Raw genomic sequence first — 25,557 nt, 5'->3', positions numbered from 1 at the left:
TGATAATAATGAAATTTACTGAAAGTGAAAAACTTCAGAAATTATCTGATGAATACATTTTGGGTGGCGTTAACTCTCCATCGCGTTCTTATAAAGCAGTAGGTGGTGGCGCACCTGTAATGATGCGTTCAGGTAAAGGCGCTTATTTATACGATGTGGATGGTAATAAATATATAGATTATTTACAAGCATATGGCCCTATCATCACTGGTCATGCACATCCACATATTACAGAAGCAATACAAGAACAAGCAGCGTTAGGTATACTATATGGCACGCCAACTGAATTAGAAATAGAATTTGCAAAAAAATTGCGCGATGCTATTCCTTCCTTAGAAAAAATTAGATTCGTCAATTCTGGTACTGAAGCCGTTATGACGACAATTCGTGTAGCACGTGCTTATACAAAACGCAATAAAATAGTTAAATTTGCTGGTCAATATCATGGACACTCTGATCTTGTTTTAGTTGCAGCTGGTAGTGGCCCATCACAATTGGGTTCGCCAGATTCAGCAGGTGTACCATTGAGTGTGGCTCAAGAGGTCATTACCGTTCCATACAATGATATAGATGCTTATAAAGAAGCAATCGATTATTGGGGAGATGAAATTGCCGCTGTTTTAGTTGAACCTATCGTTGGTAATTTTGGTATGGTTGAGCCAAAACAAGGCTTTTTGGAACAAGTTAACGAAATTACACACAATAATGGAAGTCTTGTTATTTACGATGAAGTCATTACTGCTTTCCGTTTCCATTATGGTGGCGCTCAAGATTTATATAAAGTTTACCCTGATTTAACTGCTTTCGGTAAAATTATTGGCGGCGGACTCCCAATTGGTGGTTATGGTGGCAAACAAGAGATAATGGAACAAGTAGCACCATTAGGTCCGGCATACCAAGCTGGAACAATGGCTGGTAATCCCCTTTCAATGAAAGGCGGTATTGCATTATTGGAAGTATTAGAACAAGACGGTGTTTATGAACAATTAGATGCACTAGGTAAACGATTAGAAGATGGTTTACTTTCTTTAATTAACAAACACAATATAACAGCAACAGTCAATAGAGTATACGGGGCACTTACGCTATATTTCACAAATGAAACGGTTGTTCATTATGACCAAGCAGAAAATTCAGATGGAGAAGCTTTCGCTAAATTCTTTAAACTAATGTTAAATCAAGGTATAAACTTAGCACCTTCTAAATTTGAAGCTTGGTTCTTAACTACTGAACATACAGAAGAAGATATCGATTCTACGTTAAAAGCTGTCGATTATGCTTTTAGTCAAATGAAATAAACTTGAAATTTACTGCTAATAATTGTATAACAAGTATAAACACAATTATTATTAATATATTAAGGAGCGGTACTTTTGAAATTAGGAGCCCGTATTCTCAAGACAGGTATAGCCATTATACTTGCTTTGTTTATCGCTTCTCTACTACCTAATGAAGCTGGTTTGAAAGCAATTGCTGGGGTCAGTGCGGTTGTTGCAATGCAGCCTAGCGTATTTCGATCAATTAAAACTGTTTCTGACCAAGCAATAGGTAATGTTTTTGGTGCATTACTTGCTGTAGCAATGGTTACGGTATTTGGAGATAATGTTGTAATTATGGGTGTAACCGTAATATTATTAATTGCTGTACTTTTCCGCTTTAATTTAGCACATGTTGCTACCTTAGCTAGTGTGACAGCATTAATTATTATGGGACAACACACAGGAGATTTTTATGTTTCTGCATTTTATCGTTTTGCGCTCGTTATGATTGGTGTAATCAGTTCTTCAATCGTAAACCTAGTATTCTTACCACCAAAATTCGAATCAAAAATTTATTACAACTCTTTAAATATTTGTTCCGATATTTTTGTTTGGTTCAAATTAGTCTTAAATGATACATCTGAGTACCATCATATTAAAGAAGATAGAGGCGTAATTAGTGGTAGAATTAAAAAACTAGAACAAACATTTGTTTATTATGAAGAAGAACGACCTTTAACTAAAAAACAAACGTATGCCCAAAACAGGAAAAAAATACTTTTTAAAGAAGTGGTTAGAAGTACGCGTCATGCCTATGACGTGCTGAAAAAAATGAATCGCTACCAAAACGATTTACACAATTTGAATCATGAATTGCTATTACAGATTAAATTAGAAATTGATACGTTGATTGCATATCATGAACAAATATTTATTAGCCTTTCTAAAAAAGCAAAGTATGACGTGGGCCAATTTGAAAATCAAATTGAAAATCCACAAAAGAAAGAACTAATGGATGCCTTCCAAAAGGAACTTATTAGAAATCCTTATCAAACGATGTATTCATACGCAAATGTCATGCAAATCATTTCAGCTATTGAAGAATATCGTTACACATTAGAACATTTAGACAGATTACGTATTAGTTTCTTCTCATACCATAACAATGACAATGAAATTGATATTTTAGACGAAGATTTTGATTTATAACTAATTATCGCATAGCGCAGCTAACATAAGCTGTACTATGCGATTTTTTTATCAAGCGTCATTCCACAATGATATGCCGTGTATAAAATACCTTATTATCTAGTTAACAAAGATAAAACGAACGATTTTTGTGTATAAAAAAGCGAGACAAATATCAAAACTGATTCAGTTTGATTAGTTTGCCTCGCTTTTTTTTAATTTTTATAAACATCATTAACATAATTAAATATAACTTATAGATTTAATTGTTCACATATTAATTGATTATTTTGAGTAACGAATATTTATAAATTTTGAATACTATATAAATGTTCGTAAGCACCTTTTTTAGCTAATAAAGCTTCATGGGAACCAACCTCTACAATTTCACCATTTTCAACTACCACTATTTTATCTGCATGTGTGATCGTCGACAATCTATGTGCAACAATTAATGTTGTTCTATTTTCACTCAATACTGTCAATGCATCTTGAATGATAGATTCACTTTCTAAATCTAATGCACTTGTTGCTTCATCTAGGATAATGATTGGAGGATTGTTCAAGAAGATACGCGCAATGGATACACGTTGTTTTTGTCCTCCTGACAATTTAACGCCTCTCTCCCCGACTTCAGTATCGTAACCCTCAGAAAGTTCCATAATAAAATCATGTGCGTTAGCCATTTTCGCTGCTTTAATAACCTCTTCATCCGTAGCATTTGGTCTACCCAATAAGATATTTTCCTTAATTGTATCTGAGAATAAGATATTATCTTGCTGTACTAATCCAATTTGATTTCTCAAACTGCCAGTTAAATAAGATTTAATGTTCGTACCATCTATCTTAATTTCTCCGCCTGAAACATCATAAAATCTCGGAATAAGATTAATTAATGTCGATTTACCACCGCCACTCATGCCAACGAATGCAACTGTTTCACCTTTATTAATCTTCAAATTAATATTATTTAATATAGTTGCTTCTTCTGAATTATATTTAAAGCTCACATCGTTTATCTCGATATCGCCTTCTTTAATTTCAAGCGGAAGTGCGCCTTTTTTATTTTTAATATCATAACCTTCATCCATCAATTGAAAAACACGATCCATGGATGCGAAACTTTGCGTTAATGTAGTAAATGATGACACTAATCTACGTAATGGACCAAATAATTGTTCTAAATATCCTACAAACGCAGCTAAAGTACCAACCGTGATAGATCCATTAATAGCTAAGAAAGCGCCCGAACCAATAACAATTAATGGGCCAACATCTGTCACAGTATTAATTGCTGAAAATGAATACGCATTCCAACGCGTATGATTAAACGCTCTCTGCAAGAAATTTTGGTTATGTTTATCAAAATTTTGTGCTTCATTATCTTCAATTGCAAAGCTTTTAATTACTGACATACCTTGAACACGTTCATGTAAGAATCCTTGAACTTCAGCCAACGCCTGTGATCTTTTTCTGGTTAAATTTCTTAAACGCCCAAAGAAGAAATATACAGTCAATATATACACAGGGAAAATAACTAATGCTGCTAACGTCAGTTTTACATTTAAATAAAACATAATCGTCAATGCAATAACTATCGTTATACAATCTAGCCATATATTCATTAGACCAGTTAATATAAAATCTTTTGTTTGCTCTACGTCATTAATCACTCTTGAAATAACTTGCCCTGCTTGATTATTAGCATAGAAACGTGCGCTTAATGCTTGTAAATGATTATATAATCTTTTCCGTATATCATATAAAATTTTGTTACTTGTCCATTGCGCCAAATATTGTCTTAAAAATTCAATTGGTGGTCTTACAATTACAAAGATGAATACTGCAATGCCCAATGCAATACCTAATCTAGTGAATTTTTCCTCCGCTGTAATCGCTCCATTATTTATGATATCGTCAATAACATACTTTATTAATAATGGAATTAACATTGGAATACCGAATTTTAAAATTCCGACAAGAATTGTAGCAATGATTCGCCATTTATATGGTTTTACAAATTGTAAATATCTTCGAATCATAAATTTATTTCCTCCCCACACTTACTCGCAAATGAAACAGCCTGCGCTGAATTTCAACGAGGCTGCTATAAACGGACGATCTTTAATTGTTTATGTTCATTTGCCATACCATTTTTCAAATAAAAGATTTTGGTTGCTATTAATTACACGCATACCACTATATAGGATAATTTAATTAAAAACATTAAATGTGCTTAATAATTTCTAATTTTTTTATATCGTTCACGCCAAACTTTTATAAAATCAGGAGCAAATGGACCTTTTTTCTGTTCAATCCATTGTTGTAAGATATCTACATTGCGCCTTAAAATGACATCAATATCTGAAGAATAATTCATCTGTCTCATATGTTGTTCATATTCATCTTCATCTAATAAATGATACTTACCATTTGGATATACTTTAATATCTAAGTCATAGTCAATATATTTTAACGCTTCATCATCACACACAAACGGTGAAGATAAATTGCAATAATAATAGACGCCATCTTCTCTAAACATACATATCACATTAAACCAAAATTCTGAATGGAAATATACAATTGCTGGCTCACGCGTAATCCAAGTACGACTATCACTCTCTGTGACAAGCGTATGATCATTTCCACCTATTACAACATGTTCCGTACCTTTTAATATAGTAGTTTCAGACCAAACACGATGAATATTCCCATCATGTTTATAACTTTGTATTTTTATTGTCTGACCTTCTTTAGGTATGGATTCTTTTACCATGCTCCACACCACCTTTTCTTAATTTCACATTATAAATTATAACATAACTAAGTAGACTACACCGAGTCTATCAATGCGATAATAAAAATTTATATATTTTTGTCATGCTCACTGGAAAATTATAATCTTCTTTTTCATCTAAATTCATCCACTTCATATTGTTAGGTAAACTTATTTCATCTTTGTTATTAATTACCTGATCTGCTAAATAAACTTCAATGTCCCAAGTTAAATGTGTAAATTGATGTTTCAATTTATAAGCTGGTTGTTCTGAAAATTGGATATTTGTATTTAAAATTGAATTAATTTGATGTTCCGCTTCCGCTTCATACATCGGAAATTCCCACATATTATTCAATAATTTTTGCATACGTTTTTCAATTAATACTTCATTATCTTGCGTTTTAATGATGTAAACATGTTGCTTAATATGTTTCTTTTTAACTTTAGCGGTTTTCACAGGTAATGTTTCAACTGTACCGTTTAAAAATGCTTCGCAATGCTCTTGTACGGGACAAAACATGCACAGCGTATTTTTCGGTGTACAAACTAATGCGCCTAATTCCATCATAGCTTGATTAAATGTACCAGCGTCACTTTCGACATAAGACTGTAACTCTTTTTCAAATGCCTTTCTAGTAGATTGTAATTTAATATCTCGTGTATCATTATTTAGCCTCGACCAAACTCTAAATACATTGCCATCTACCGTTGCTAGAGGTAAATCAAATGCGATACTCATTACAGCAGCTTGAGTATATGGCCCTACACCTTTCAATTTCCCGAACGTTTCTGGATGATTCGGTACTTCTCCATCAAAGTTATGATGTACATCTTGAATGGCAGTATGAAAATTTCTAGCACGACTATAATAACCGAGCCCCTCCCAATATTTAAGCACTTCATCCTCCTGTGCATTACTTAAATCTGCAATAGTAGGAAATCGATCAATAAATTTATGATAATAGTCTATTACCGTTTTAACTTGTGTTTGTTGGAGCATAACTTCACTTAACCAAATATAATATGGATTTGAAGTTTCTCGCCATGGCATCTCTCTCTGATTTTTATTAAACCAGTCAACTAGATTTTTTTTGAATTTTGGTTCATTAAGCATAAAGCACATCACTTTCTATTTTCTAAAATTTTTCTATATGATATATAGTGTGTTATTTTTAATATTGGACGTATTAGATTATAATGAATATATTATAGACATGAAATGAGTGAATACTTATGGATACAGGAACACATATTGTCATGGGTATCGGACTCACAGCATTAGCGACCCAAGACCCTGCCATGGCGGGATCTTTTGCAGCCACTGCTACAACTTTAGTAGTTGGTTCATTAATTCCGGATGGTGACACCGTTTTTAAATTAAAAGATAATGCTACTTATATATCAAATCATAGAGGCATCACACATTCAATCCCTTTTACAATTTTATGGCCTTTGTTCATTACATTATTAATATTTACATTCTTTAAAAATGTAGATACGACCCATGTCTGGTTATGGGCGCAACTTGCCGTATTTCTTCATGTATTTGTGGATATATTTAATTCTTATGGTACACAAGCACTTAGACCCATTACAAATAAATGGATTCAACTCAGTGTTATTAATACATTTGATCCAATCATATTTGTATTATGGTGTATAGGTATATTACTGTGGATCGTTGGCGTACATCCATATCTCGCATTTTTCCCAATCGTTGGCATACTTGTTGTATATTATATTATTCGCTTTAGAATGCAAGCGATTATAAAACAACAAGCATTGCGACAAATTAAACAAGAACACAATCCTGTAAAAGTATTTGTTGCACCAACAATAAGGTTTATGCAATGGCGCGTCGCAGTACAAACGGAAATGCACGATTATGTTGGTCGTAGCTATGGAAGAAACATCGTATTTAGTGACAAATCGAAACGTCAATCATTCCCAAGTGATGATTTAATGCAATATGTAAAAGACGATAAAAATATTAAAACATTTCTTAATTTCTCGTCAATATATCGTTGGCAATCACGCAAATTAAATGATAATACCACAGAAATTAGATTAATCGATTTACGTTATCTAAAAAATGGTCATTACTCATTTGTTGCAATTGCACATTTAGATGAAGATATGGTTATCGATCATTCTTATATTGGTTGGGTTTTCAGTGAAGATAAATTACAGCGTAAATTATTTGCTAAATAAAGTAATTAAAAACTGGAGGTACGCGTTATTATTAACGTGAACCTCCAGTTTTTTATCTTTTAAGTAACTAACATTATTTATTTTCATCTGCTTTATCTTCTAGATTTTCAGAAGTTTCGTTCTCTGCTTGTTGCTTATATGAATCAACATATGAATATTTTTTATGCGCAATACTTCTATATAATGCATAAATAATGACACACACTATTGCTAAAAATAATAGGAAGTATATATGCTGTGGTATATTATTTAGACTCAGCGTTCCTAATACAACCGACTGTGAAATCCCTTCAATTAAATAATATAAGGGATTGAGCATTAAAATATGCGACACTAATGTCGTATTTGTATTAGGTATGAAAATAATTGGAACAATGAAAAACATGACTGCACTTACAATATAATAAATTATATTGATTTTGTTACTCACAATCGCTATTAAACCTAATACTGTAGAAATAACTACAATGAATACTAATGACATAGCAACAAAGAATAATGTAGATAGCACCGAACTTTCAATATTTACGGGTGTAGCTAAAATAATCATTATAAGTGAAATGAACATCACCAAACTAAACAATAGCGCTATGATAATATTTTGAAAAATTGGATTGATATTAAATAATTTTCCAGTAAAGTAATCATGTTTAAATGTGTTAAAACTTTGATATATCGCAATCCAAATATATGTAAAACTCATCACCGCTGCTAATCTAAAAAAGCCCCGTGCTTGTTTAATTTCTTCCGTACCATTCATTTTAAATATCAACATCATTATTAAGAGTACTACCATACTTACTATAAAGGGTATTACTAACCACATCCATTGCGATTTCAAACGATGGTACGCATGTTTAATGAGATGTGGTGTATTTATAAAATAGTTAATCATACTATCAATCATTTTTCACACCTACAATTCGATATAAATCCATTTATTATTTTTCATATCTGCCATAAAATACCCATCACCCGATTTTGTTATCCAAAAATTAGTTTCAATATTAAATTTTTCTTTTAGTTTTTGTTTATCTTTTATAGGAATCGTAAAACCAACTAATTTATTTTGATCATTAAATAACATCGATATCGGTTGTTGAACGATGGGTACAACAAAACGGTCATCTTTACCACTTTCAGGTACGAGCGAATCGGTCACCGTGCTATGTTTTTTATGCAAATGGCTATTAAAGAACTCATTATAGTTACTATAATTTTTATGCATATAGGGCGCTAATGCACTTGCACTATGTTCTTCAAACAAGCTTGCTGGATCAAAATAGCGTAACTTGTTCTTTGCAACTTTATAGTTATTGTTATCAATTTCAATACGATAATTTTTTGTGTTTTCACCTGTTATCGTAACAAAAGCATATTTATCTGCTTTTATCTTTTTACCATTCGACATATTTTCTAAACTTATCGCATCTTTTAAAACAATGCCATATGCTAATTTTTCTTCATATGGATTTTTTTGCTGGTTTTGTATTGTCGTTTGATCATCATTTTTGCCTATTTCAAGCTTGCCTAAATCATTAAACATTAATAATGCCATGATGACCATACCTAATAAGAACACAATAAACAATGTCCAAAAACGGACAAGTGCTACTGGTGGCTTAGCATGATTATAGCGTTCAATACGTTTGAAATTATAGGTTAACTCAGGGATTCTTGTTCTGCTTTTTTTCCAATCAACATCAAAATTAGATTTTTCTTCTTCACTCGTCAGTGATAGCCGATCTTTTTCATGTTCTCTAAAAGCAGGTAATACTTGGTTAAGCGATCCATCCATTCTAAGCTGACCATGTGAAATCCACGCAATATAATTACTCGTTCGTGAAATTCGTTCTATATTGTCATCGATAAGTATTATGGTCAAATTTTCATTTATGTATTCGTTCGTTAGTTCAATCGCTTTTTCAAAGTAACTTTCATCTAAATAACTCAGTATTTGGTTCATTACAATAATACTGGATTTTGATGTTCTCGCTAATGTGAATTGCAATCTCGCATAGGCTTCATCCGTCAAACTTTTAATAGGTGTATTTGTATCTTCTTGAAGATGGGCAAACTTAATAATCTGTTCTACTTTATGATCAGATGTTTTATAAGGAAATAACGTGGTTACATTTTTCACATAATCTATCACCGTCGTAGATTGAAGCAATTTATCTTCGATATCTGCAAAAAATATATCTTTCTTTCTAACAACTTTACCCTTATCTGGTTTAATTTCACCACTTAATAAACGCCCTATCAAAGATTTAGAGGAGTCGCCTTCACCAATAATACCTAGTGCTTCCCCCTGATAGATATGTAGATTAATATTATTCAATTCAATATCTTCTGCATCATATCCAAATGGTAAATACCATTTTTTAGATTTTTTATTTCTATAATAATGAGTTACATTGAGTAACTTTAATATAATTGAACTACCCATCTATCGTCATCCTTCTATAATTTTAATAATGCAATTGGTAAACCTTCTTCAGGTTCTGCACTTTTTATTCTAAAGCCCCAAGCAAAAACACCTTTTAATCTTTCAACTTTAAAATAATTCTCAGTCCCGTCATTTAGCTTATAAATTCTACCGATTTCTATTTTTGTTCTATCTACCAAATAGCTCTCTGCAATGATGACCTTACTTTGATAAACATCATATTCATTAAATATGCCATTCATCTCTGCTTTCCTCATTTTTTCTTTGTAGCCTTGAATTTCGTGACGTAACTCAACCTCACTCATTTCACTCAATTTCTTCTGTTCCATCTACAATACCACTCTCTTCCAGTTTAGCTTTAATTTTATCATATTTATAGCCTTTTCTCATAAGACCTTCTATTGTTTTATTAATTAATTTTCTGCCTGAAAATTTTCTTGAATATTTATTATAAACCTTCTCTAGTTCTTGTTGTAACAAACCGTCTAATTCTGCTTCAGGTTGTGAGAAGTCCATTTCATCCATCACTACTTTTATTATTTCAAAGCTATAACCTTTTTGCATCAAAGCTTGCGATAGTTTTTCTTTCCTTTTAACTGTAGGACCTTTTTTTTGTTTTAATATTTTATTTGCAACTTTAATAATATCTTCCATTGGTTGTTCGTTCTCATAACGCTCAGCATATACATCAATAATTGTTTGTTCAACACCAGCATCTCTCAATTTTTGTCTGAAAATACCTGGCCCCTTATCTGTAGTAAGTATCATAGTGTTTTTTAAACTATTAGCGTAGTCTTCATGATCGATTAGTCTTTGCTCATGACAATAGTCAATGACACTTGCTATAACAGATTCGGAAATTTCTTTCTTTTGTAAATGTTGTATCACTTCATGATCTGTTCTTTTTCTATATGATAAAAATTGAATTGCTACATTCACTGCTTGTCTATATTGGTCATACTTTTGGATTTTTTCCATGTCAGCAGCATCAACGATTTGACCTTTTTTTAAATTGAAATGTACATAAGTATCCATATCGATACCCATTTCAAATTCCTCATCTAAATATAAATTAAAACGCTCTTTATTTTTCTTTTGTACTTCTATTTTTGTAATTTTAGGCATTATCCTCACTCCACCTCTAAGGATAACGCATATTGTTTGGTAATGGAATCATAGTGACTAGCTTAATTAAAATGCTTAAAGATTTATTAATCTAAAAAGTGTGAGGATACAAAATCAATCACTCTTTTTGATTTCGTACCCTCACACTTAGTTATTTTTATTTTTTTAAATCTCTCTTATAAATACCATTAAAAATTAAGCGCTATTTTGATATTAAACACCTAGTTCTTGAATTGCATTCTCGTATTGACTATTTGAAATATATCCTTGCTGCTTCATTTTTTCTAAATCTGTTTTAACACGGTTAGTAAAATTATCTGACATGTCATTGATATTATATACACTTGGGGCATTTATCTTGCTTGCTAATATAGCACTTTGTAATACCGATATTTGTGGTAAATTTGGATTGTTTTTATCAGTCGTTACCCCAAAATAGTGATTAGCAGCAGATTCAATCGTGTATTGGTCACTCCCATAATAGATGTTATTCATATAAAAACTTAAAATTTCATTTTTATCATATTCTTTCTCTACTCTATGTGCCACGAACAACTCTTTAATTTTTCTAGTAATTGACTGTTCATTATCATAGTAATAGTTTTTAACTACTTGTTGGGTAATGGTACTTCCACCTTGGACACTTTTGTCACTCAATGTTGAAAATAATGCACGTGAAGTTCCTTTCACATCAAAACCATGGTGTTTATAAAAGCGTTCATCTTCCATAGCAATGAAAGCACCTTTTGTATAATCTCGCATATCTGATGCATAAACAAAAGATTCTTTTTCTGTTATATTCTTCAACTCATCTGTATCAGCTCTAAGTGATAATGCATACATGACGCCGATGATTATTCCAATAATAATTAAGATGGGAATGAGTAGTTTTAAAATGATACCTTTACCTTTTTTCTTTTTCTGCGGTTTATTCACAGGTTTAAAATACGTATTATGATGTAATTGATTTGAGTCATTTGAGTCGTTTGGTTTGTTGTACGTTTTATAACGATCACTTCTTTTCATACGGTAGCTCCTTTATGTTGCTCTCATATCATTATAAGTGAGTGTATCAATAGTTTAAATGTTTATCTATAGCTAAATGCAAAAATCGGTCCAAGGGTGTATGAATGTATCAACATGGAGTTTTACAACAATGCGTTTTTGGTTATTATGTCCAACTTAGACAACAAAAAAACTGGAAAACGACAGGTATTTTATACTACCTATCGCTTCCAGTTATGAACTAACTCACGAAAAACTATTTTAATTACTTACCTATACATATTAATCGTTTAATTGATTTACAATTTCTCTATTAAAATCATCTAAATCATCTGGTGTACGGCTTGTAACGATATTTTTATCTACTACAACTGATTCATCAACAACTTGTGCGCCAGCGTTTGCTAAGTCTTTACGCACATTTAATACTGCAGTTAAAGTACGTCCATTTAAATCATCTGTATCAATTAAAATTTGAGGTCCGTGACAAATTGCGAATGCTGGTACATCATTTTTAGTAAAGTATTTCGCAAAAGTGCCATATCTGCCTTCAGCATCGCCACGTAAGTGGTCAGGAGAAAAGCCACCAGGAATTAATAAACCATCAAAGTCTTCAGGTTTTGCGTCAGCAATACTAACGTCTACCGCAACTTTTGTGCCATGTTTACCTACGACTTCACTATTCGCTTGATCACCTATAACAACTGTTTCATGTCCCGCTTCTTCAATCGCTTCTTTAGGACTAGTTAATTCAATATCTTCAAATTCATTTGTTAAAATGATTGCTACTTTTTTAGCCATTAATAATCACCTTTCTCTATTTATGTTCTACGTTATATATAGACTAAAACTTGAAAGTTTAAACATCGGCCTAAGATAGCATTCAATTAACTTATTTATCTTCTGATGATTTTGAAACAGTTTTAACTTTTTCTTCAAGTTGATCGAGCAAACCAATCCACTCATCTATATCTTCTACGCGCACTTCGTCCGGATTTACGTGATCGATATCATCAATAAATTTTTCTAATCTTGCTCTAATTTGATCAATTGTTTGATTTTCATTCATTTTAAAAATGACTCCTTTTTATAAGATAGTATAATCCTAACATGGATTTGACAAAATTTGGTATAGTCTTAATAATATTAAGATGAAATATTAGATGTGAGACACATACGATTATTCATAAATTTGTATACACCGTTCCCTATACAAATAAAGTTTAGTATATACTCATAGCAGATAAAAGTTAAAAAAGGAAGTTTTAATTATGTTGAATTTGTATGCATCAAATGTTAAGAAACCAATTTCAATTCATAACGACCCGTGGGAAGCATACAATGATATGCAAGAACACGATCGTTTGACGTTAAGTAATATCGAATTTACGACGACGAATTTATGTAATATGCGTTGTAGTCATTGCGCTGTCGGTTATACATTGCAAACCACAGACCCAGACCCGTTACCTATGGATTTAATTTATCGCCGTTTAGATGAAATTCCAGACCTTAAAACCATGTCTATCACAGGTGGCGAACCTATGTTTTCAAAAAAATCCATAAGAAATGTTGTAAAACCCTTGTTAAAATATGCACATAGCCGTGGTATCTATGTTCAAATGAATTCTAATTTAACTTTACCATTAGATCGTTATTTAGATATTGCTGAATATATTGATGTCATGCATATTTCACATAATTGGGGAACAATTGATGAGTTTACAGATGTAGGATTTGGTGCCATGGACAAGCAACCTCCATTAAAAGCAAAACTGAGACTGTATGAACAAATGTTATCTAATTCCAGTACCTTATCTCAACAAGGTATGTTTATTTCTGCCGAAACGATGTTAAATCAAAGCACTGTACCCCATCTTGAAAAAATACATAATGAGATTGTCCATGATATGAAATGTCAAAGACATGAAATTCATCCCATGTACCCTGCTGATTTTGCTAGCCAACTAGAAGTGCTTTCTCTTAAAGAGATGAAAACAGCAATCCATCATATTTTAGATATTCGTGATCCAAATTTATGGATGCTATTTGGTACATTACCTATTTATCCATGTATCAAAGATGAAAATGATCAAGCCTTATTGCAAAGACTGAGAGATACACCGAATGTAACGATGAGAAATGACCCTGATGGACGCAATAGATTGAATGTGAATGTTTTTACAGGTAACGTCATAGTTACTGACTTTGGTGATGAAAATGGTACTATTTCTAACATTAAACATGATAAATTACCAGACGTATTTAACCATTGGCTTGCGACACCTTTAGCTCAATCACTTAATTGTCATTGTTCCGAATTTAGTTGTCTTGGACCCAATGTACTTGTTAAAAACATGTACTACCCTAATACGGATTTTAAAAAGAATGAGAAAATCATGCATCGTTGAAATGCAACGTATAACTAAAAAAGCGAAAGTTGTTATTTAATCTAAAGTGATTAACTGTACAACTTTCGCTTTATTTTATTCTATATTTTGTACATTGGATAAAAATTCTATCGTTTCTTTACTTTCTTGTCTGCGCTCTTTCCTACGTTTTACCCTAGCAAGTGCTGTGTCATGAAACCATTTTTCTGTTTGTGTTTCTGGATATACTTGTGGGACTTCTTGTGGTTTCCCATTTTCATCTAAAGCAACAAATGTTAAAAAGCTAAGTGCCGCTAAATGACGTTCGCTCTTAACAACATCTTCAATAATGATTTGTACACAAACTTCCATCGAAGACTTACCAGCATACGAAACCATTGCTTCGTAAGAAATGATATCCCCTGTTTTAATAGGTTTTAAAAAGTCGACTGAATCTGTTGACGCAGTTACCACTTGTGAATTGCTATGCTTCGTCGCCGTAATAGCAGAAATCTCATCTACATTGGCCATCAATATACCACCAAACATCGTGTGAAGATGGTTCGTATCTTGTGGGAATATTTGTCTTTCTTTTATACTTCTAGATTCCGACATTGATTTGCTTGCTACATTTCCCATAATTTTAGCTCCCTTTTCAATTCTCAATGACATAAACTAAGGAGTGAGTCCGAAATCAGCATAATATAGATTTCATATCCTCACTCCCAATTTAAATAACATCAGACTTTATCATTTTTTGTAAATGTATTTAATATGATTTAACACCTATGCTTACTTTAATCGCTTATTAGCACTTATTTGATTTATAAAATAAAAAATGTTTCCATTACATTATTTTGACCAATTACCATTTTCAAATACAAGTTCTTTTTCATCATCTTGTGTTATTCCATAAATAGTTAGATCAGGGCTTCCAATCATAAAGTCTACATGAATTAATGAGTCATTCAACCCATGCGCTAATTTTTCTTCCGTAGTCATTTCTGTGCCACCTTCAACATTAAATCCATAAGCTGAACCTAATGCAATATGACAAGATGCATTTTCATCAAATAATGTATTGTAAAAAATAGTGTTACGATTTGAAATTGGCGAATCATCAGGTACAAGTGCGACTTCTCCTAATCTTCTTGCACCTTCATCGGTATTTAGTAAATCTCTTAATACATCTTCGCCTTGATCAGCTTTAAAATCAACAACCTCACCATCTTTGAACGTTAATGTGAAGCCGTCAATGATATTACCATTATGACTAAGTGGCAACTTATTTGTGACATGACCATTTACATTTAAGCGATGTGGTGCGGTAAATACTTCTTCAGTTGGGATATTAGCAACAAAAGCTTGGCCTTCACTCGTATAACTCGTAGCATCTTCCCAAATATGTCCTTCCGGTAGTCCAATAACTAAATCCGTACCTTCTGAAATGTAGTGCAGTGCTTTATAATTTTTATCTTGTAATTTACGCGCGTGAATACTTAAATTTTCTACATGGTTTTTCCAATTTTCAACTGGATCATTACCATCTACACGCACGATGTCTAATACTTCATCAATAAATTTACTATATGCTTCTGTTTCAGTCAGGTCAGGATATACGCGTTGTGCCCATGCTTTTGAAGGGAATGCTGCCACACACCAAGGGAATTGATTCTTTTGACTTGCTTCCATATAACCTTTATAAGCAGTAGAATATTGTCTTTGATATGTCGATAACTTTTCACTATCAATACCATTCAATAGATCTGGATCTTGTGTAATGAGTGCTAAGTTGGCTGCACCACGTTTCACATAGTCCATACGTTTTTCAACTTCATATGATTTCACAGCGTCTTTCTCAAAAAATTCAACAGATTCATATTCAAATTTCAAACGCGATAACTTGTCATCGCTATATTCTACTTTAACGTCGGAAGCGCCACGTTTATATGCCGCTTCAACTATGTAATGTGTTAGTTCTAATGCATCGACACTAGAGCGAATAAATACTGGTTGATCCTTTTGAACATTCATGCCCACACCAACTAATAGTTCGGCATATTGTTGAAGTTTATCTTGTAATTCTGTCATATGGTAACTCCCCCTATTTACGAATTTGACCAAGTGCATCAGCGATTGCCGATGCTTCACTCGGTGTAAATGATGCTTTTGATGTTACATATTCATGAATTTCACGAATTTCTTGTTCATCTGCTGATTTATAATTATCTGGATCAATCAAACTTTGATTCACAAGATTTAATCTATCTCTTATTTCTTCTATCATTTGTTCTATACTTTTTGCCACAAAATTCACCTCTTTTTCAATTTATTTTATCAAATTTACCTATCTTGTAAAACTTTTATGGCAATTACCCTTTTGAAATGATTAAAAAAGCTTTAAAATGGGAAAGAGGAGTATATAAATTTGGAGGTACACAAATGATTACAGTAGCATTCGTATGTTTAGGAAATATTTGTCGTTCACCTATGGCAGAAGCAATCATGCGACAAAAATTACTTGATAGAAATATAAATGATATAAAGGTTACCTCTAGAGGCACAGGGCAATGGAACTTAGGTGAGCCACCTCATGAAGGTACACAAGCCATTCTATCTGAACATGACATACCTTTTGATGGTATGATTAGTGAACTGTTTGAATCAAACGATGACTTTGATTACATTATTGCAATGGATCAAAGTAACGTTGATAATATCAAACAAATTAATCCTAATATTAAAGGTCAATTGTTTAAACTATTAGAGTTTAGCGATATGACTGAAACAGACGTTCCAGATCCTTATTATACAAATAATTTCGAAGGCGTCTATAAAATGGTACAATCATCTTGTGATAATTTAATCAATTTTATAATTAAAGATGCAAATTTAAGAGAGGAGTAACACATCATGCAAAACAAACTCATTCCAGGAATTTTATTAGGTGCCGTAATTGGAGGCGCAGCAACATTAGCTGATAAATCAACACGTCAATCTTTAAAACAATCTATTAAAGACAGAAAAGAAGGTACGCGTTCTCAAAAACCTTCTGCAATCAATAACATTAAAGACGAAGTGTTATATTGGAAAGACGTTGTAGAAGAAATCAGACGTAACAATCCAGAATTAGAACGTTCAATCAAAGATGCAAAAAATACTTTTGTAGAGCGTAAGAATAATCGTTTAAACGGCTAATTCTACTTATTTTTGTATTTCAAATGTAAGCTTCAATAAATGATTTAAGAGCCTGGGATGTATGACATATCTCAGGCTCAATCATTATGTTAACTTTACTTTGTAATATCAATTTTGTGTTTATATACGAATTTACAAACGGTTGCATGCATTTATATCATTGTCTTAATATTATGTAGCTTTAATTATTATGATGCATTACCGTATTTTCACATTAATAACACTTCATTATTTACTTAGGTTTTAACATTCATTTGATACTTACGCATACACATATGCATTATGCTATTTTTTTATTAATCTAATTATCTATTTTTCCGAAAGAAAATAGCGTCACATATTTACCTAAACTAGATTTTAAAGTATATTAAAATGTATATTGAAAAATATCAATACATAAGGAGATTAGATATGTCTAAAAAAGATAAAACAACTTCTAACTTTTTGAATGAGGCAAAAAGTGTAGAAGAAAATGACAAACAGTCTAATGAAACAAACGGTCAACAAATCAAACGCGACCGCACTTACATCACACCTGATGAATTTAAATCTAAGTCACCTAAGAAAGATAACCAAGCATTCTTTGTTTCACGTATCAATAAACCAGCAAAATATACTAAAGATTCAAATTTTTTCTCATATCTTGTATATAGAATTGGTAAAGATGACGCATCAGGACTGTCAGCACAGTTATCTTATTATTTCATGCTTTCATTGTTCCCAATGCTACTATTCTTACTCTCTATCGTACCAGTTGTTGGTGTGAAACAGTCGACGATAAGAGATTTAATAAAAGATCATGTGCCATCTGATTATGCACCTCAAGTTTCAGGTATAATTGGTGATATTATGGAGAATGCGAGCGGTGGATTACTATCTATCGGGTTAATCGCAGCATTATGGTCCGCATCTAACGGAATGACTGCGCTAATGAATGCCTTTAATGTTGCTTATGACGTTGAAGATAGCCGAAATTTTGTAGTTGCTAAACTTTATAGTGTATTATTCACGCTTGCCATGATTATCGTTATGCCAGTTGCACTCGTGTTACCTACATTTGGGCAACAAATTGGTGATCTGCTATTCGGCCCGCTAGGCCTTGGAGATCAAGTAAAATGGCTGTTTGATACAATACGTTTTGTATTACCTGTAATTGTTGTTCTTATAGCATTCATGGTGTTATACACATTAGCTCCTAATGTTAAAATTAAATTATTGTCTGTTATTCCAGGCGCTATATTTGCAACAATCGTCTTCTTAGGTGGGTCATATTTATTTGGAATTTATATTTCAAACTTTGCTAATTATTCTAAAACATATGGTAGTATTGCCGGTATTATCATCTTAATGTTATGGTTATACATCACAGGTTTCATCATCATCATTGGTGCTGAAATCAACGCCATCTTCCATCAACGTAAAGTGGTATCTGGTAAAACACCTGAAGAACAAACCTTGGACGATATCGAACATAATAGAAATACATCTATTGCAGATAATCAAGATTCTGAAAATGAAAATACTGATATTACATCATCAAACAAAGCAGTTAATGATGTAGATACATCGAAAAATAAAGGATAATATTAACCAATCCCCCTCAAACAAATGAGATGTCATTGTTTGAGGGGGATTTTAATAAATATAAAAGCTTTTATTGTTGCATAAAAATTAAAAAGCTAAAACAGCGTGTATGTCTACCATACGCGTTTGTTTTAGCTTGCTAGATTTATATTCCCTTTATTGAATTAAATTGTGCTGGAATGCATATATGACGGCTTGAGTTCTATCTTGAACTTCTAATTTACTTAGGATATTACTTACATGCGTTTTCACTGTTTTAATCGTAATATGTGAAGCGCTGGCAATCTCTTGGTTAGAGTAACCTTTAGCAATCAGTAATAAAATCTCCATTTCACGTTCTGTGAGCATTTCATACAATTCAGCTCGTTGTTTCATCCTATTTCTCATTTTAACTAGGACTTCTGCTTCAAATACTGACTCATTATTGTAAGTCTTACGAATCGCTTCAGCAATATCACTAGCACTTGTTGTTTTCAATATATAGCTATCTACACCGGAATCAAGTGCACGATAGACTTCGTTATCTTCAATATAACTCGTAAGCATGACAACTTTAATATTTGGCAAGTCTTTTTTAACTTGTTCAGTTGCTTCGACACCATCCATATCGTCCATAAGTAAATCCATTAAAATTAGGTCCGGTTTCAGTTCATGTGCTTTTTCGATTGCATCTTTTCCTGACTTACCTTCCCCTACGACATCTATATCTGATTGTGTGGATAAATAACTAGAAATACCTATTCGAACCATTTCATGATCATCAACAAATAATACTTTAATCGGCATTTGAATCCTCCTTATTTAATGGTGCCTTTACTTCAATTCTCGTACCTGCATCAGGCAAAGAAACGATATGAAATGTTGCACCTATTTCTAGTGCACGTTCGCGCATATTTTTTAATCCATAACTTTGTTCTACCTTATCATCTACATTAAACCCTTTACCATTATCTTGTATACGCAATAACAAATATTCTTCCCTATTAAATAATTCAATTGTGACCTTCGTTCCTTTAGAATGTCTTAGCGTATTAGAAATGGCTTCTTGCGTAATACGGAATAAATGGTCCTCGATACCTTTTGGTACTTTGAATTCTTCAATATCATGTACCACTTTCATTGGTACTTTTTTCTGTAAATCAACGACTAAATCTTTAATACCCTCACCTAAAGATTTATCTTTCAAACCAATAGGTCTTAAGTGTAATAGTAGTGCTCTCATTTCTAATTGGGAATCTTGAATCATTTTTTCTAATACTGGTATTTGTTGGTCCAATGGGGCCTTCAATTCTGTCTCTTTAATTGCTGATAACATCATACTTGCTGCGAATAATTGTTGACTAACTGAATCATGTAATTCACGCGCTAAACGTTGGCGTTCGTCTTCTATAATTTTCTTAACTTTAACATCATTGATATTATAAGATTCATTCGTCAGGTTCTGTGTTTTCATTCTTAATTTATGTACTTCTTGATTTAAAGGCACAAGCGTTTGATATAGTTCGATTGTTTCGTTGTATAATTCAATATTTTGATCATTGATACCCACTGTTTGACCTTCTATTGAACGTTCAATTTGATCTTTTAACCAATGATTTTGCTGATTGATTTTATATGCTAAGACAGAACCTACAATAATACAGAGTAAAATCACCATTAGATTTAAAAAAAGCAGTACAGGTATGCCAAATATTTGAGTATAAAACATACCTTGAAAATACATTATATTAACAAACACTTTATCAATAAAGAATATGGCAAAAAACGTACTATATACTAATATCAACATGGACCCGATCGCTCTAAAGTAGTGATTCATTTATAAATCACCTCAACATCACCTAAAAATGATGAGACATAAATATTTACAGCATAGTTCTCTGCTTTTGTTTCTTCTACTACCTTAATATTATTATTCTCAACTTTATAAGAGGTTTCGTTTACATAGGCATTCCCGTATAACGTTGTGAAATGTAATATAATATTATAGTTAAGTGGTACCACGATTTGAACTTTTCCAATGATATGTCGAATAACGATTGTATTATTTTCTTTAATGTTTGCTGCTTTAGACATATCAATATGAATATCACCAATGCCATGTTGAATTTGTAAATCTTCCCATTTATAAACATATACAGGTGATCGTTGCTCGCCAAACCATTTTTGTTTTATAAATTCCGGTGAGTCTACTTCTTCTTCTGTTGCAGTAATTTTTAAAGGTTTAAATTTATAAATAATATATCTAACGATGAGTACTATTAAAAATATAAATAATATGATAATCGTATACTTATTAGATAATAAGGTAAATGCTATTAATAACGCACCAATCCAAAAAGCTAATAAACCACGTACTTTATGAAAATAGATATAACCCACATAAACTAAAATACAACCCAATAATAACACAAGTAAAAAGCCAATTTTTTCAAAGAAAATATAATAAAAATTGGCAATAATCATTAATGCTGTAAATACGATAAGCATCTCTGTGGATATATATTTATGAGTCATGTTTCGCCACCTTTCTTTAAGCGACTAAACTGATACGTTCGATTAAATCACATTCAGTTTCAATGTTTGCACGTTCAACTGCCTGATGAGATAAATCGGATTCAATTCTCGCATAGTCTGCTTCCATTTCGTTTAATTCTTTTTTAATTTTTTCTATTTCAGAATGCTCTATTTCTTGAGCACAGTAAATGTAATCTTCATCTATCATATCAATATATTTATTTTCTAGCGTTAAAGTTAAGCAGTCTATTAATTTTTCAACATACGCTTTTCTTTCAATTAAATATTTTATGTACATTTCAATGCTTCTCATTTTTTTATCTAAATACTGTCTATATTCTACTAAACTTGTATAAAAAGTGTTTTTAGTCATTTTGTCTAAATAAGTCGTAATATAATTCATAGAATCACCTCATTATTGATTAGATTCCATTATAAAAAATTTCCGGAACCATTGGTATAGGCTCCGGAACCATCTTATATTAGGACTTTAGACCGAAACAAGATTAATCTATTTTAGTAGTTAATAATGGTCCATCTTTTGTCACAATAACCGTATGTTCAATTTGAGCAACAAAACTTTTATCGTTTGTTTCAAATGCCCATTCATTTTTACCTTCTGTTACAAAAGTTGCCTTTGTAGAAATAAATGGTTCAACAGCGATTACTGTGCCTTCTTTTAATAGTGTTTTATCTTTAGGTTCATAATAATTCATAACATGGCTTGGTGCTTCATGTAGAGATTGGCCTACGCCATGACCTGTTAGGTTTTTAATTACTGTAAGGTTATTTTTTCGTGCAGTCGCATGTACTGCTTTACCAATTTGGCTTAATTTAGCACCAGGTTTTACACGTGTCATTGCCGCTTCGAATGCTTCTAATGCCACATCACACACTTTTTGTTTTAATGGATTGTCCGGTTCACCAACAACAAATGAAATCCCTGTGTCTGCATAGTATCCGTTTTTAAGCGCAGACACATCTATATTCACTAAATCACCTTCACGTATTTTACGTTTACCAGGTATACCATGAGCTACTTCTTCGTTTACACTGATACATGTTTGACCTGGAAAGTTCTCATCATGAATTGGCGCTGATATCGCTCCATGCTTTTCAAATAAGTCCTTTGCAATATCGTCTAGTTCTTTTGTTGTAATTCCTGGCTTAGTTGCTGATTGCATTTCATCTCTTACTAGCGCGCAAATATAACCAATATCTTTTAATGCTGTTAATTCTTCTTCTGTTTTTACAATCATATTATCCCGTTCCTTTTTGTAATTTATATTCTTTCTTATTATAGCAGACTTTTTTTGATATAATAAATTAGAAAATTTTATCAACTATAGTTTAACATTTCACAGATATTAATAATACGACTACTCACCATTTTGAGCAGTTATTTGACTATACATCACATTAGGAGTTTTTAAATGAATGATAACTGGTATAAAAAAATTATCGGTGCTCGTACAATTAAAACGGGTCTAGCCACATTCCTGACTGCATTATTTTGTTTAGCTTTAAACTTAAATCCGATATTTGCTATATTAACGGCTATTGTGACGATTGAACCTACAGCTAAAGCTTCATTAAAAAAAGGCTATCGTCGTTTGCCAGCAACAATTATTGGGGCATTATTTGCAGTCATATTCACATTTATATTTGGGGACCAATCCCCTTTCGCATATGCATTGAGCGCTACGTTCACAATTATTCTATGTACCAAACTTAATTTACATGTGGGTACTACGGTAGCTACATTAACAGCTATGGCTATGATTCCAGGTATTCATGAAGCCTATTTCTTTAATTTCTTTTCTAGATTATTAACTGCTATCATCGGACTCGTAACAGCTGGATTAGTAAACTTTATTATTTTACCTCCAAAATATTATGATCAAGTTGAATCATCTATTAATTTGACTGAATCAAAAATGTACGAACTCTTTGAATTACGTATGCGTCAATTATTACTTGGTAAATTTACAAAAGGCGCGCCTTATCGTCAATTAAATCAATTAATCGATTTAAATCAAAAAGTGGAAACCTTACTTTCTTATCAAAAAGATGAACTAAGCTATCACAAACACCATGATTCAGAATGGATTCAACTTAAAGCACTAACTACGCGCGCGCATACTAATAGGTTGTTTATTACCCATTTATCTAATTTAGTTTATTTACCGAAAGATACGATAATTACTTTTACAAACGATGAAAAATTGGCGATTTTAAGTATCGCACAAAGTATAAACAATATATATTCGACTGGACACTTCGAGCGTAAGAAACAACATGCCTCTTTACTAAAAATGTCTGTGAAAGGTTTAGATGAGTTTGATAGCAATCAACTTAAAAGTCATGTCATTTATGAAATTCTATTGATTTATCGCATATTAGATCATCGTTTTGCATAAATCTAAATTTATTCTTAAATAAAAAGCACACTCGTATAAGCATATATTGTACTGAACCCCAAAAGTTGTACTTTGGTTTAGTGTAATATTTCAAAGGTTTGTTTCCTAAAATTTTTAGGAGACAAGCCTTTTAATTTTGATTTAATTCTTTCATCATTATAAAAAATAATATAGTTTTGAATAGCTAGCTCCAATTGATAAAAATGACCAAATTTTTCTCCATAAAACATTTCTTGCTTCAATAATCCAAAAAAGTTTTCCATAACTGAATTATCGAGACAATTTCCCTTTCTTGACATACTTTGAAACACTTTATTTTCTTTTAAAATATTTACGTATTTCGCATTTTGATAATGCCAACCTTGATCTGAATGTATAGTTAATCGATAATTAACATTTGGACATTTATTTAAAAGTTCTTTTAGTGGATTGATAGCCATATCTAGTGTTGGGTGACTTGAAATACTATAGCTCATAATTTCTGAACTATATAAATCAATATATGCAGATAAATATAATTTTGATCCATTATTTAACTTAAATTCTGTAATATCAGTCACTACTTTTTGATAAGGGCGATTCGTATTAAAACGTCGTTTTAATAAATGTTTTGCTATTTTGCCTACATTTCCTTTGTAAGATTTATACTTACGTCCTCTATGTGTAAATTTTGTACAAGTGAGTTTTAATTTTTTCATTAACTTTCTTACCTTTTTATGATTCACTTTAATACCTTTATTTGATAAGGATTGAGTAACTCTTCTATAGCCATAGATATATCCACATTCTTCACATATCGCTTTAATAGTTTCAATTAATTCTTTATCTTTATTTGGTTGTTTAAAACGTTCTAGCCAATAGTAATAAACAGATTTAGCTACTTTTGAAACTTTAAATAATAGACTGAGCCCAAAATTTAATGTTTCATGTAATACTTTTATGATTTTTACCTTTTCGAATGTTTTGTTTCGTAATTTTGAGTCAAGGCTTGTAACTTTTTTTGATAAGCTATACCTGCTTTTAATATCTCATTTTCATTTCTTAGTCTTTCTAATTCCTCGCGTTCACTTTCTTTTAATTCGGTTGATTTAGACTTTACTTTCGAATGTTTTTTATCCATTTTATTTGGACGTCCTTTCCGATTGTTGTTTAGTCCGAGGATACCTTTCTCTTCAAATATACGTTGCCAAGCACATATCATGGCGCTATTACTTATTTTAAAATGGCTTGCTGTTTCTCGATAAGACAACATGTTTTCTTGTCTAAATCTTAAAACATATAGCTTAAATTCTCTAGTATAAACTTTATTTTCAATCGTTTACTTAACCCTTCGGGTCCAAATTCTTTATATTGTGTAACCCACCTTTCGATTAAACTTTTATCGATATTTCATATTTCTTTGTTAATGCTCTATAACCTAATAAACTATTCAAATATTCTTGAACTACCT

28 protein-coding genes are annotated in these 25,557 nt (G+C 31.9%); 8 read left to right on the top strand and 20 right to left on the bottom strand.

Annotated features, from left to right (window positions below; translation table 11 throughout):
* The first annotated feature begins 8 nt into the window (after window positions 1-8).
* Both SSP_RS04605 and SSP_RS04600 read left to right on the top strand, forming a co-directional pair.
* Window positions 9-1,298, top strand: coding sequence for a glutamate-1-semialdehyde 2,1-aminomutase (locus tag SSP_RS04605; protein ID WP_002482866.1), 1,290 nt, complete (start codon window positions 9-11; stop codon window positions 1,296-1,298).
* 75 nt (window positions 1,299-1,373) lie between these two features.
* Window positions 1,374-2,468, top strand: coding sequence for an FUSC family protein (locus SSP_RS04600; protein ID WP_011302795.1), 1,095 nt, complete (start codon window positions 1,374-1,376; stop codon window positions 2,466-2,468).
* 284 nt (window positions 2,469-2,752) lie between these two features.
* Here SSP_RS04600 and SSP_RS04595 read toward each other — a convergent pair whose 3' ends face one another.
* From SSP_RS04595 to mutY, 3 genes are all read right to left on the bottom strand, one after another.
* Window positions 2,753-4,489 carry an ABC transporter ATP-binding protein gene (locus tag SSP_RS04595; protein ID WP_011302794.1) on the bottom strand — a complete coding sequence of 579 codons (1,737 nt, stop codon included), beginning with the start codon at window positions 4,487-4,489 and terminating at the stop codon, window positions 2,753-2,755.
* 194 nt (window positions 4,490-4,683) lie between these two features.
* The gene (locus tag SSP_RS04590) at window positions 4,684-5,226 is read right to left on the bottom strand and encodes a nucleoside tri-diphosphate phosphatase (protein ID WP_002482863.1); all 543 of its coding nucleotides are present in this window, start codon (window positions 5,224-5,226) and stop codon (window positions 4,684-4,686) included.
* Between the two features lie 70 nt (window positions 5,227-5,296).
* Window positions 5,297-6,343 carry an A/G-specific adenine glycosylase gene (gene mutY / locus SSP_RS04585; protein WP_011302793.1) on the bottom strand — a complete coding sequence of 349 codons (1,047 nt, stop codon included), beginning with the start codon at window positions 6,341-6,343 and terminating at the stop codon, window positions 5,297-5,299.
* 119 nt (window positions 6,344-6,462) lie between these two features.
* Here mutY and SSP_RS04580 point away from each other — a divergent pair, with 119 nt between their 5' ends.
* Entirely contained in the window at window positions 6,463-7,440 is a 978-nt protein-coding gene (locus tag SSP_RS04580; RefSeq protein ID WP_011302792.1) for a metal-dependent hydrolase, read from the top strand.
* A gap of 73 nt (window positions 7,441-7,513) precedes the next feature.
* Here SSP_RS04580 and SSP_RS04575 read toward each other — a convergent pair whose 3' ends face one another.
* The 7 genes from SSP_RS04575 to SSP_RS12965 form a co-directional block, all read right to left on the bottom strand.
* Complete coding sequence (locus SSP_RS04575; protein ID WP_011302791.1) at window positions 7,514-8,347, bottom strand: sugar ABC transporter permease; 834 nt, start codon at window positions 8,345-8,347, stop codon at window positions 7,514-7,516.
* 9 nt (window positions 8,348-8,356) lie between these two features.
* Window positions 8,357-9,889: an ATP-binding cassette domain-containing protein gene (locus tag SSP_RS04570; RefSeq protein WP_011302790.1), complete on the bottom strand. Its 1,533-nt coding sequence runs from the start codon at window positions 9,887-9,889 to the stop codon at window positions 8,357-8,359.
* Window positions 9,890-9,903: 14 nt separating this feature from the next.
* Window positions 9,904-10,218: a YfhH family protein gene (locus SSP_RS04565; RefSeq protein WP_011302789.1), complete on the bottom strand. Its 315-nt coding sequence runs from the start codon at window positions 10,216-10,218 to the stop codon at window positions 9,904-9,906.
* Window positions 10,196-11,014 carry a recombination regulator RecX gene (gene recX, locus SSP_RS04560; RefSeq protein WP_011302788.1) on the bottom strand — a complete coding sequence of 273 codons (819 nt, stop codon included), beginning with the start codon at window positions 11,012-11,014 and terminating at the stop codon, window positions 10,196-10,198. The genes SSP_RS04565 and recX overlap by 23 nt, the downstream gene beginning before the upstream one ends.
* Window positions 11,015-11,227: 213 nt before the next feature.
* Window positions 11,228-12,040 (bottom strand): monofunctional peptidoglycan glycosyltransferase SgtB, encoded by an 813-nt coding sequence (sgtB, locus tag SSP_RS04555; protein WP_011302787.1) that lies wholly within the window; start codon window positions 12,038-12,040, stop codon window positions 11,228-11,230.
* 261 nt (window positions 12,041-12,301) lie between these two features.
* Window positions 12,302-12,820: a type 1 glutamine amidotransferase domain-containing protein gene (locus SSP_RS04550; protein WP_011302786.1), complete on the bottom strand. Its 519-nt coding sequence runs from the start codon at window positions 12,818-12,820 to the stop codon at window positions 12,302-12,304.
* Between the two features lie 91 nt (window positions 12,821-12,911).
* A complete protein-coding gene (locus SSP_RS12965) occupies window positions 12,912-13,088 on the bottom strand; it encodes an SE1561 family protein (protein ID WP_002482854.1) in 177 nt (58 codons plus the stop codon).
* 202 nt (window positions 13,089-13,290) lie between these two features.
* Here SSP_RS12965 and yfkAB point away from each other — a divergent pair, with 202 nt between their 5' ends.
* Complete coding sequence (gene yfkAB / locus SSP_RS04545) at window positions 13,291-14,430, top strand: radical SAM/CxCxxxxC motif protein YfkAB (protein ID WP_002482853.1); 1,140 nt, start codon at window positions 13,291-13,293, stop codon at window positions 14,428-14,430.
* A 75-nt stretch (window positions 14,431-14,505) separates the two neighbouring features.
* On the opposite strand, the gene SSP_RS04540 is transcribed toward yfkAB, so the two are convergent.
* The 3 genes from SSP_RS04540 to SSP_RS04530 form a co-directional block, all read right to left on the bottom strand.
* Window positions 14,506-15,027: an acyl-CoA thioesterase gene (locus SSP_RS04540; protein WP_011302785.1), complete on the bottom strand. Its 522-nt coding sequence runs from the start codon at window positions 15,025-15,027 to the stop codon at window positions 14,506-14,508.
* A gap of 213 nt (window positions 15,028-15,240) precedes the next feature.
* Complete coding sequence (locus SSP_RS04535; protein ID WP_011302784.1) at window positions 15,241-16,479, bottom strand: aminopeptidase; 1,239 nt, start codon at window positions 16,477-16,479, stop codon at window positions 15,241-15,243.
* Window positions 16,480-16,492: 13 nt separating this feature from the next.
* Window positions 16,493-16,696 (bottom strand): DUF1128 family protein, encoded by a 204-nt coding sequence (locus SSP_RS04530; protein WP_002482850.1) that lies wholly within the window; start codon window positions 16,694-16,696, stop codon window positions 16,493-16,495.
* Between the two features lie 134 nt (window positions 16,697-16,830).
* Here SSP_RS04530 and SSP_RS04525 point away from each other — a divergent pair, with 134 nt between their 5' ends.
* The 3 genes from SSP_RS04525 to SSP_RS04515 all read left to right on the top strand — a co-directional run bounded on the left by SSP_RS04525 (window position 16,831) and on the right by SSP_RS04515 (window position 19,170).
* Window positions 16,831-17,295, top strand: coding sequence for a low molecular weight protein-tyrosine-phosphatase (locus tag SSP_RS04525; protein ID WP_011302783.1), 465 nt, complete (start codon window positions 16,831-16,833; stop codon window positions 17,293-17,295).
* A 6-nt stretch (window positions 17,296-17,301) separates the two neighbouring features.
* Window positions 17,302-17,586 carry a hypothetical protein gene (locus tag SSP_RS04520; protein ID WP_002482848.1) on the top strand — a complete coding sequence of 95 codons (285 nt, stop codon included), beginning with the start codon at window positions 17,302-17,304 and terminating at the stop codon, window positions 17,584-17,586.
* Between the two features lie 411 nt (window positions 17,587-17,997).
* On the top strand, window positions 17,998-19,170 hold the full coding sequence (locus tag SSP_RS04515; RefSeq protein ID WP_011302782.1) for a YihY/virulence factor BrkB family protein: 1,173 nt from the start codon (window positions 17,998-18,000) through the stop codon (window positions 19,168-19,170).
* A 156-nt stretch (window positions 19,171-19,326) separates the two neighbouring features.
* Here SSP_RS04515 and SSP_RS04510 read toward each other — a convergent pair whose 3' ends face one another.
* The 5 genes from SSP_RS04510 to map all read right to left on the bottom strand — a co-directional run bounded on the left by SSP_RS04510 (window position 19,327) and on the right by map (window position 22,946).
* On the bottom strand, window positions 19,327-19,956 hold the full coding sequence (locus SSP_RS04510; RefSeq protein WP_002482846.1) for a response regulator transcription factor VraR: 630 nt from the start codon (window positions 19,954-19,956) through the stop codon (window positions 19,327-19,329).
* The gene (locus tag SSP_RS04505) at window positions 19,946-20,989 is read right to left on the bottom strand and encodes a sensor histidine kinase VraS (RefSeq protein ID WP_011302781.1); all 1,044 of its coding nucleotides are present in this window, start codon (window positions 20,987-20,989) and stop codon (window positions 19,946-19,948) included. The genes SSP_RS04510 and SSP_RS04505 overlap by 11 nt, the downstream gene beginning before the upstream one ends.
* Window positions 20,986-21,687, bottom strand: coding sequence for a cell wall-active antibiotics response protein VraT (gene liaF / locus SSP_RS04500; protein WP_011302780.1), 702 nt, complete (start codon window positions 21,685-21,687; stop codon window positions 20,986-20,988). Before liaF ends, SSP_RS04505 begins: the two co-directional genes overlap by 4 nt.
* 16 nt (window positions 21,688-21,703) lie before the next feature.
* Window positions 21,704-22,090 carry a hypothetical protein gene (locus SSP_RS04495; protein WP_011302779.1) on the bottom strand — a complete coding sequence of 129 codons (387 nt, stop codon included), beginning with the start codon at window positions 22,088-22,090 and terminating at the stop codon, window positions 21,704-21,706.
* Window positions 22,091-22,193: 103 nt separating this feature from the next.
* Window positions 22,194-22,946 carry a type I methionyl aminopeptidase gene (map, locus tag SSP_RS04490; protein ID WP_011302778.1) on the bottom strand — a complete coding sequence of 251 codons (753 nt, stop codon included), beginning with the start codon at window positions 22,944-22,946 and terminating at the stop codon, window positions 22,194-22,196.
* Window positions 22,947-23,120: 174 nt separating this feature from the next.
* Between map and SSP_RS04485 the strand changes: the two genes are divergently transcribed.
* Window positions 23,121-24,107 (top strand): FUSC family protein, encoded by a 987-nt coding sequence (locus SSP_RS04485; protein WP_002482841.1) that lies wholly within the window; start codon window positions 23,121-23,123, stop codon window positions 24,105-24,107.
* 77 nt (window positions 24,108-24,184) lie between these two features.
* On the opposite strand, the gene SSP_RS04480 is transcribed toward SSP_RS04485, so the two are convergent.
* Window positions 24,185-25,048, bottom strand: coding sequence for an IS3 family transposase (locus SSP_RS04480; RefSeq protein WP_075345165.1), 864 nt, complete (start codon window positions 25,046-25,048; stop codon window positions 24,185-24,187).
* A gap of 5 nt (window positions 25,049-25,053) precedes the next feature.
* Window positions 25,054-25,359: a helix-turn-helix domain-containing protein gene (locus SSP_RS12960; RefSeq protein WP_011302776.1), complete on the bottom strand. Its 306-nt coding sequence runs from the start codon at window positions 25,357-25,359 to the stop codon at window positions 25,054-25,056.
* Window positions 25,360-25,557: the final 198 nt, after the last annotated feature.

Source organism: Staphylococcus saprophyticus subsp. saprophyticus ATCC 15305 = NCTC 7292, from assembly GCF_000010125.1.
In the GTDB taxonomy this organism is placed as follows: domain Bacteria; phylum Bacillota; class Bacilli; order Staphylococcales; family Staphylococcaceae; genus Staphylococcus; species Staphylococcus saprophyticus.
The sequence above is the reverse complement of the archived record's forward strand: the minus strand, read 5'-3'. Positions and strand labels throughout refer to the sequence as shown.

Excerpts from the sequence above, each read along its gene's own strand:
- SSP_RS04535 (WP_011302784.1), bottom strand. The coding sequence starts at position 16,479 with ATGACAGAATTACAAGATAAACTTCAACAATATGCCGAACTATTAGTT.
- yfkAB (WP_002482853.1), top strand. The coding sequence starts at position 13,291 with ATGTTGAATTTGTATGCATCAAATGTTAAGAAACCAATTTCAATTCAT.
- SSP_RS04580 (WP_011302792.1), top strand. The coding sequence starts at position 6,463 with ATGGATACAGGAACACATATTGTCATGGGTATCGGACTCACAGCATTA.
- mutY (WP_011302793.1), bottom strand. The coding sequence starts at position 6,343 with ATGCTTAATGAACCAAAATTCAAAAAAAATCTAGTTGACTGGTTTAAT.
- SSP_RS04550 (WP_011302786.1), bottom strand. The coding sequence starts at position 12,820 with ATGGCTAAAAAAGTAGCAATCATTTTAACAAATGAATTTGAAGATATT.
- SSP_RS12960 (WP_011302776.1), bottom strand. The coding sequence starts at position 25,359 with ATGTTGTCTTATCGAGAAACAGCAAGCCATTTTAAAATAAGTAATAGC.
- SSP_RS04520 (WP_002482848.1), top strand. The coding sequence starts at position 17,302 with ATGCAAAACAAACTCATTCCAGGAATTTTATTAGGTGCCGTAATTGGA.
- SSP_RS04515 (WP_011302782.1), top strand. The coding sequence starts at position 17,998 with ATGTCTAAAAAAGATAAAACAACTTCTAACTTTTTGAATGAGGCAAAA.
- SSP_RS04510 (WP_002482846.1), bottom strand. The coding sequence starts at position 19,956 with ATGCCGATTAAAGTATTATTTGTTGATGATCATGAAATGGTTCGAATA.
- sgtB (WP_011302787.1), bottom strand. The coding sequence starts at position 12,040 with ATGAAAAGAAGTGATCGTTATAAAACGTACAACAAACCAAACGACTCA.
- liaF (WP_011302780.1), bottom strand. The coding sequence starts at position 21,687 with ATGACTCATAAATATATATCCACAGAGATGCTTATCGTATTTACAGCA.
- SSP_RS04565 (WP_011302789.1), bottom strand. The coding sequence starts at position 10,218 with ATGGAACAGAAGAAATTGAGTGAAATGAGTGAGGTTGAGTTACGTCAC.
- recX (WP_011302788.1), bottom strand. The coding sequence starts at position 11,014 with ATGCCTAAAATTACAAAAATAGAAGTACAAAAGAAAAATAAAGAGCGT.
- SSP_RS04590 (WP_002482863.1), bottom strand. The coding sequence starts at position 5,226 with ATGGTAAAAGAATCCATACCTAAAGAAGGTCAGACAATAAAAATACAA.
- SSP_RS04605 (WP_002482866.1), top strand. The coding sequence starts at position 9 with ATGAAATTTACTGAAAGTGAAAAACTTCAGAAATTATCTGATGAATAC.
- SSP_RS04595 (WP_011302794.1), bottom strand. The coding sequence starts at position 4,489 with ATGATTCGAAGATATTTACAATTTGTAAAACCATATAAATGGCGAATC.
- SSP_RS04505 (WP_011302781.1), bottom strand. The coding sequence starts at position 20,989 with ATGAATCACTACTTTAGAGCGATCGGGTCCATGTTGATATTAGTATAT.
- SSP_RS04570 (WP_011302790.1), bottom strand. The coding sequence starts at position 9,889 with ATGGGTAGTTCAATTATATTAAAGTTACTCAATGTAACTCATTATTAT.
- SSP_RS04485 (WP_002482841.1), top strand. The coding sequence starts at position 23,121 with ATGAATGATAACTGGTATAAAAAAATTATCGGTGCTCGTACAATTAAA.
- SSP_RS04575 (WP_011302791.1), bottom strand. The coding sequence starts at position 8,347 with ATGATTGATAGTATGATTAACTATTTTATAAATACACCACATCTCATT.
- SSP_RS12965 (WP_002482854.1), bottom strand. The coding sequence starts at position 13,088 with ATGAATGAAAATCAAACAATTGATCAAATTAGAGCAAGATTAGAAAAA.
- SSP_RS04525 (WP_011302783.1), top strand. The coding sequence starts at position 16,831 with ATGATTACAGTAGCATTCGTATGTTTAGGAAATATTTGTCGTTCACCT.
- map (WP_011302778.1), bottom strand. The coding sequence starts at position 22,946 with ATGATTGTAAAAACAGAAGAAGAATTAACAGCATTAAAAGATATTGGT.
- SSP_RS04495 (WP_011302779.1), bottom strand. The coding sequence starts at position 22,090 with ATGAATTATATTACGACTTATTTAGACAAAATGACTAAAAACACTTTT.
- SSP_RS04540 (WP_011302785.1), bottom strand. The coding sequence starts at position 15,027 with ATGGGAAATGTAGCAAGCAAATCAATGTCGGAATCTAGAAGTATAAAA.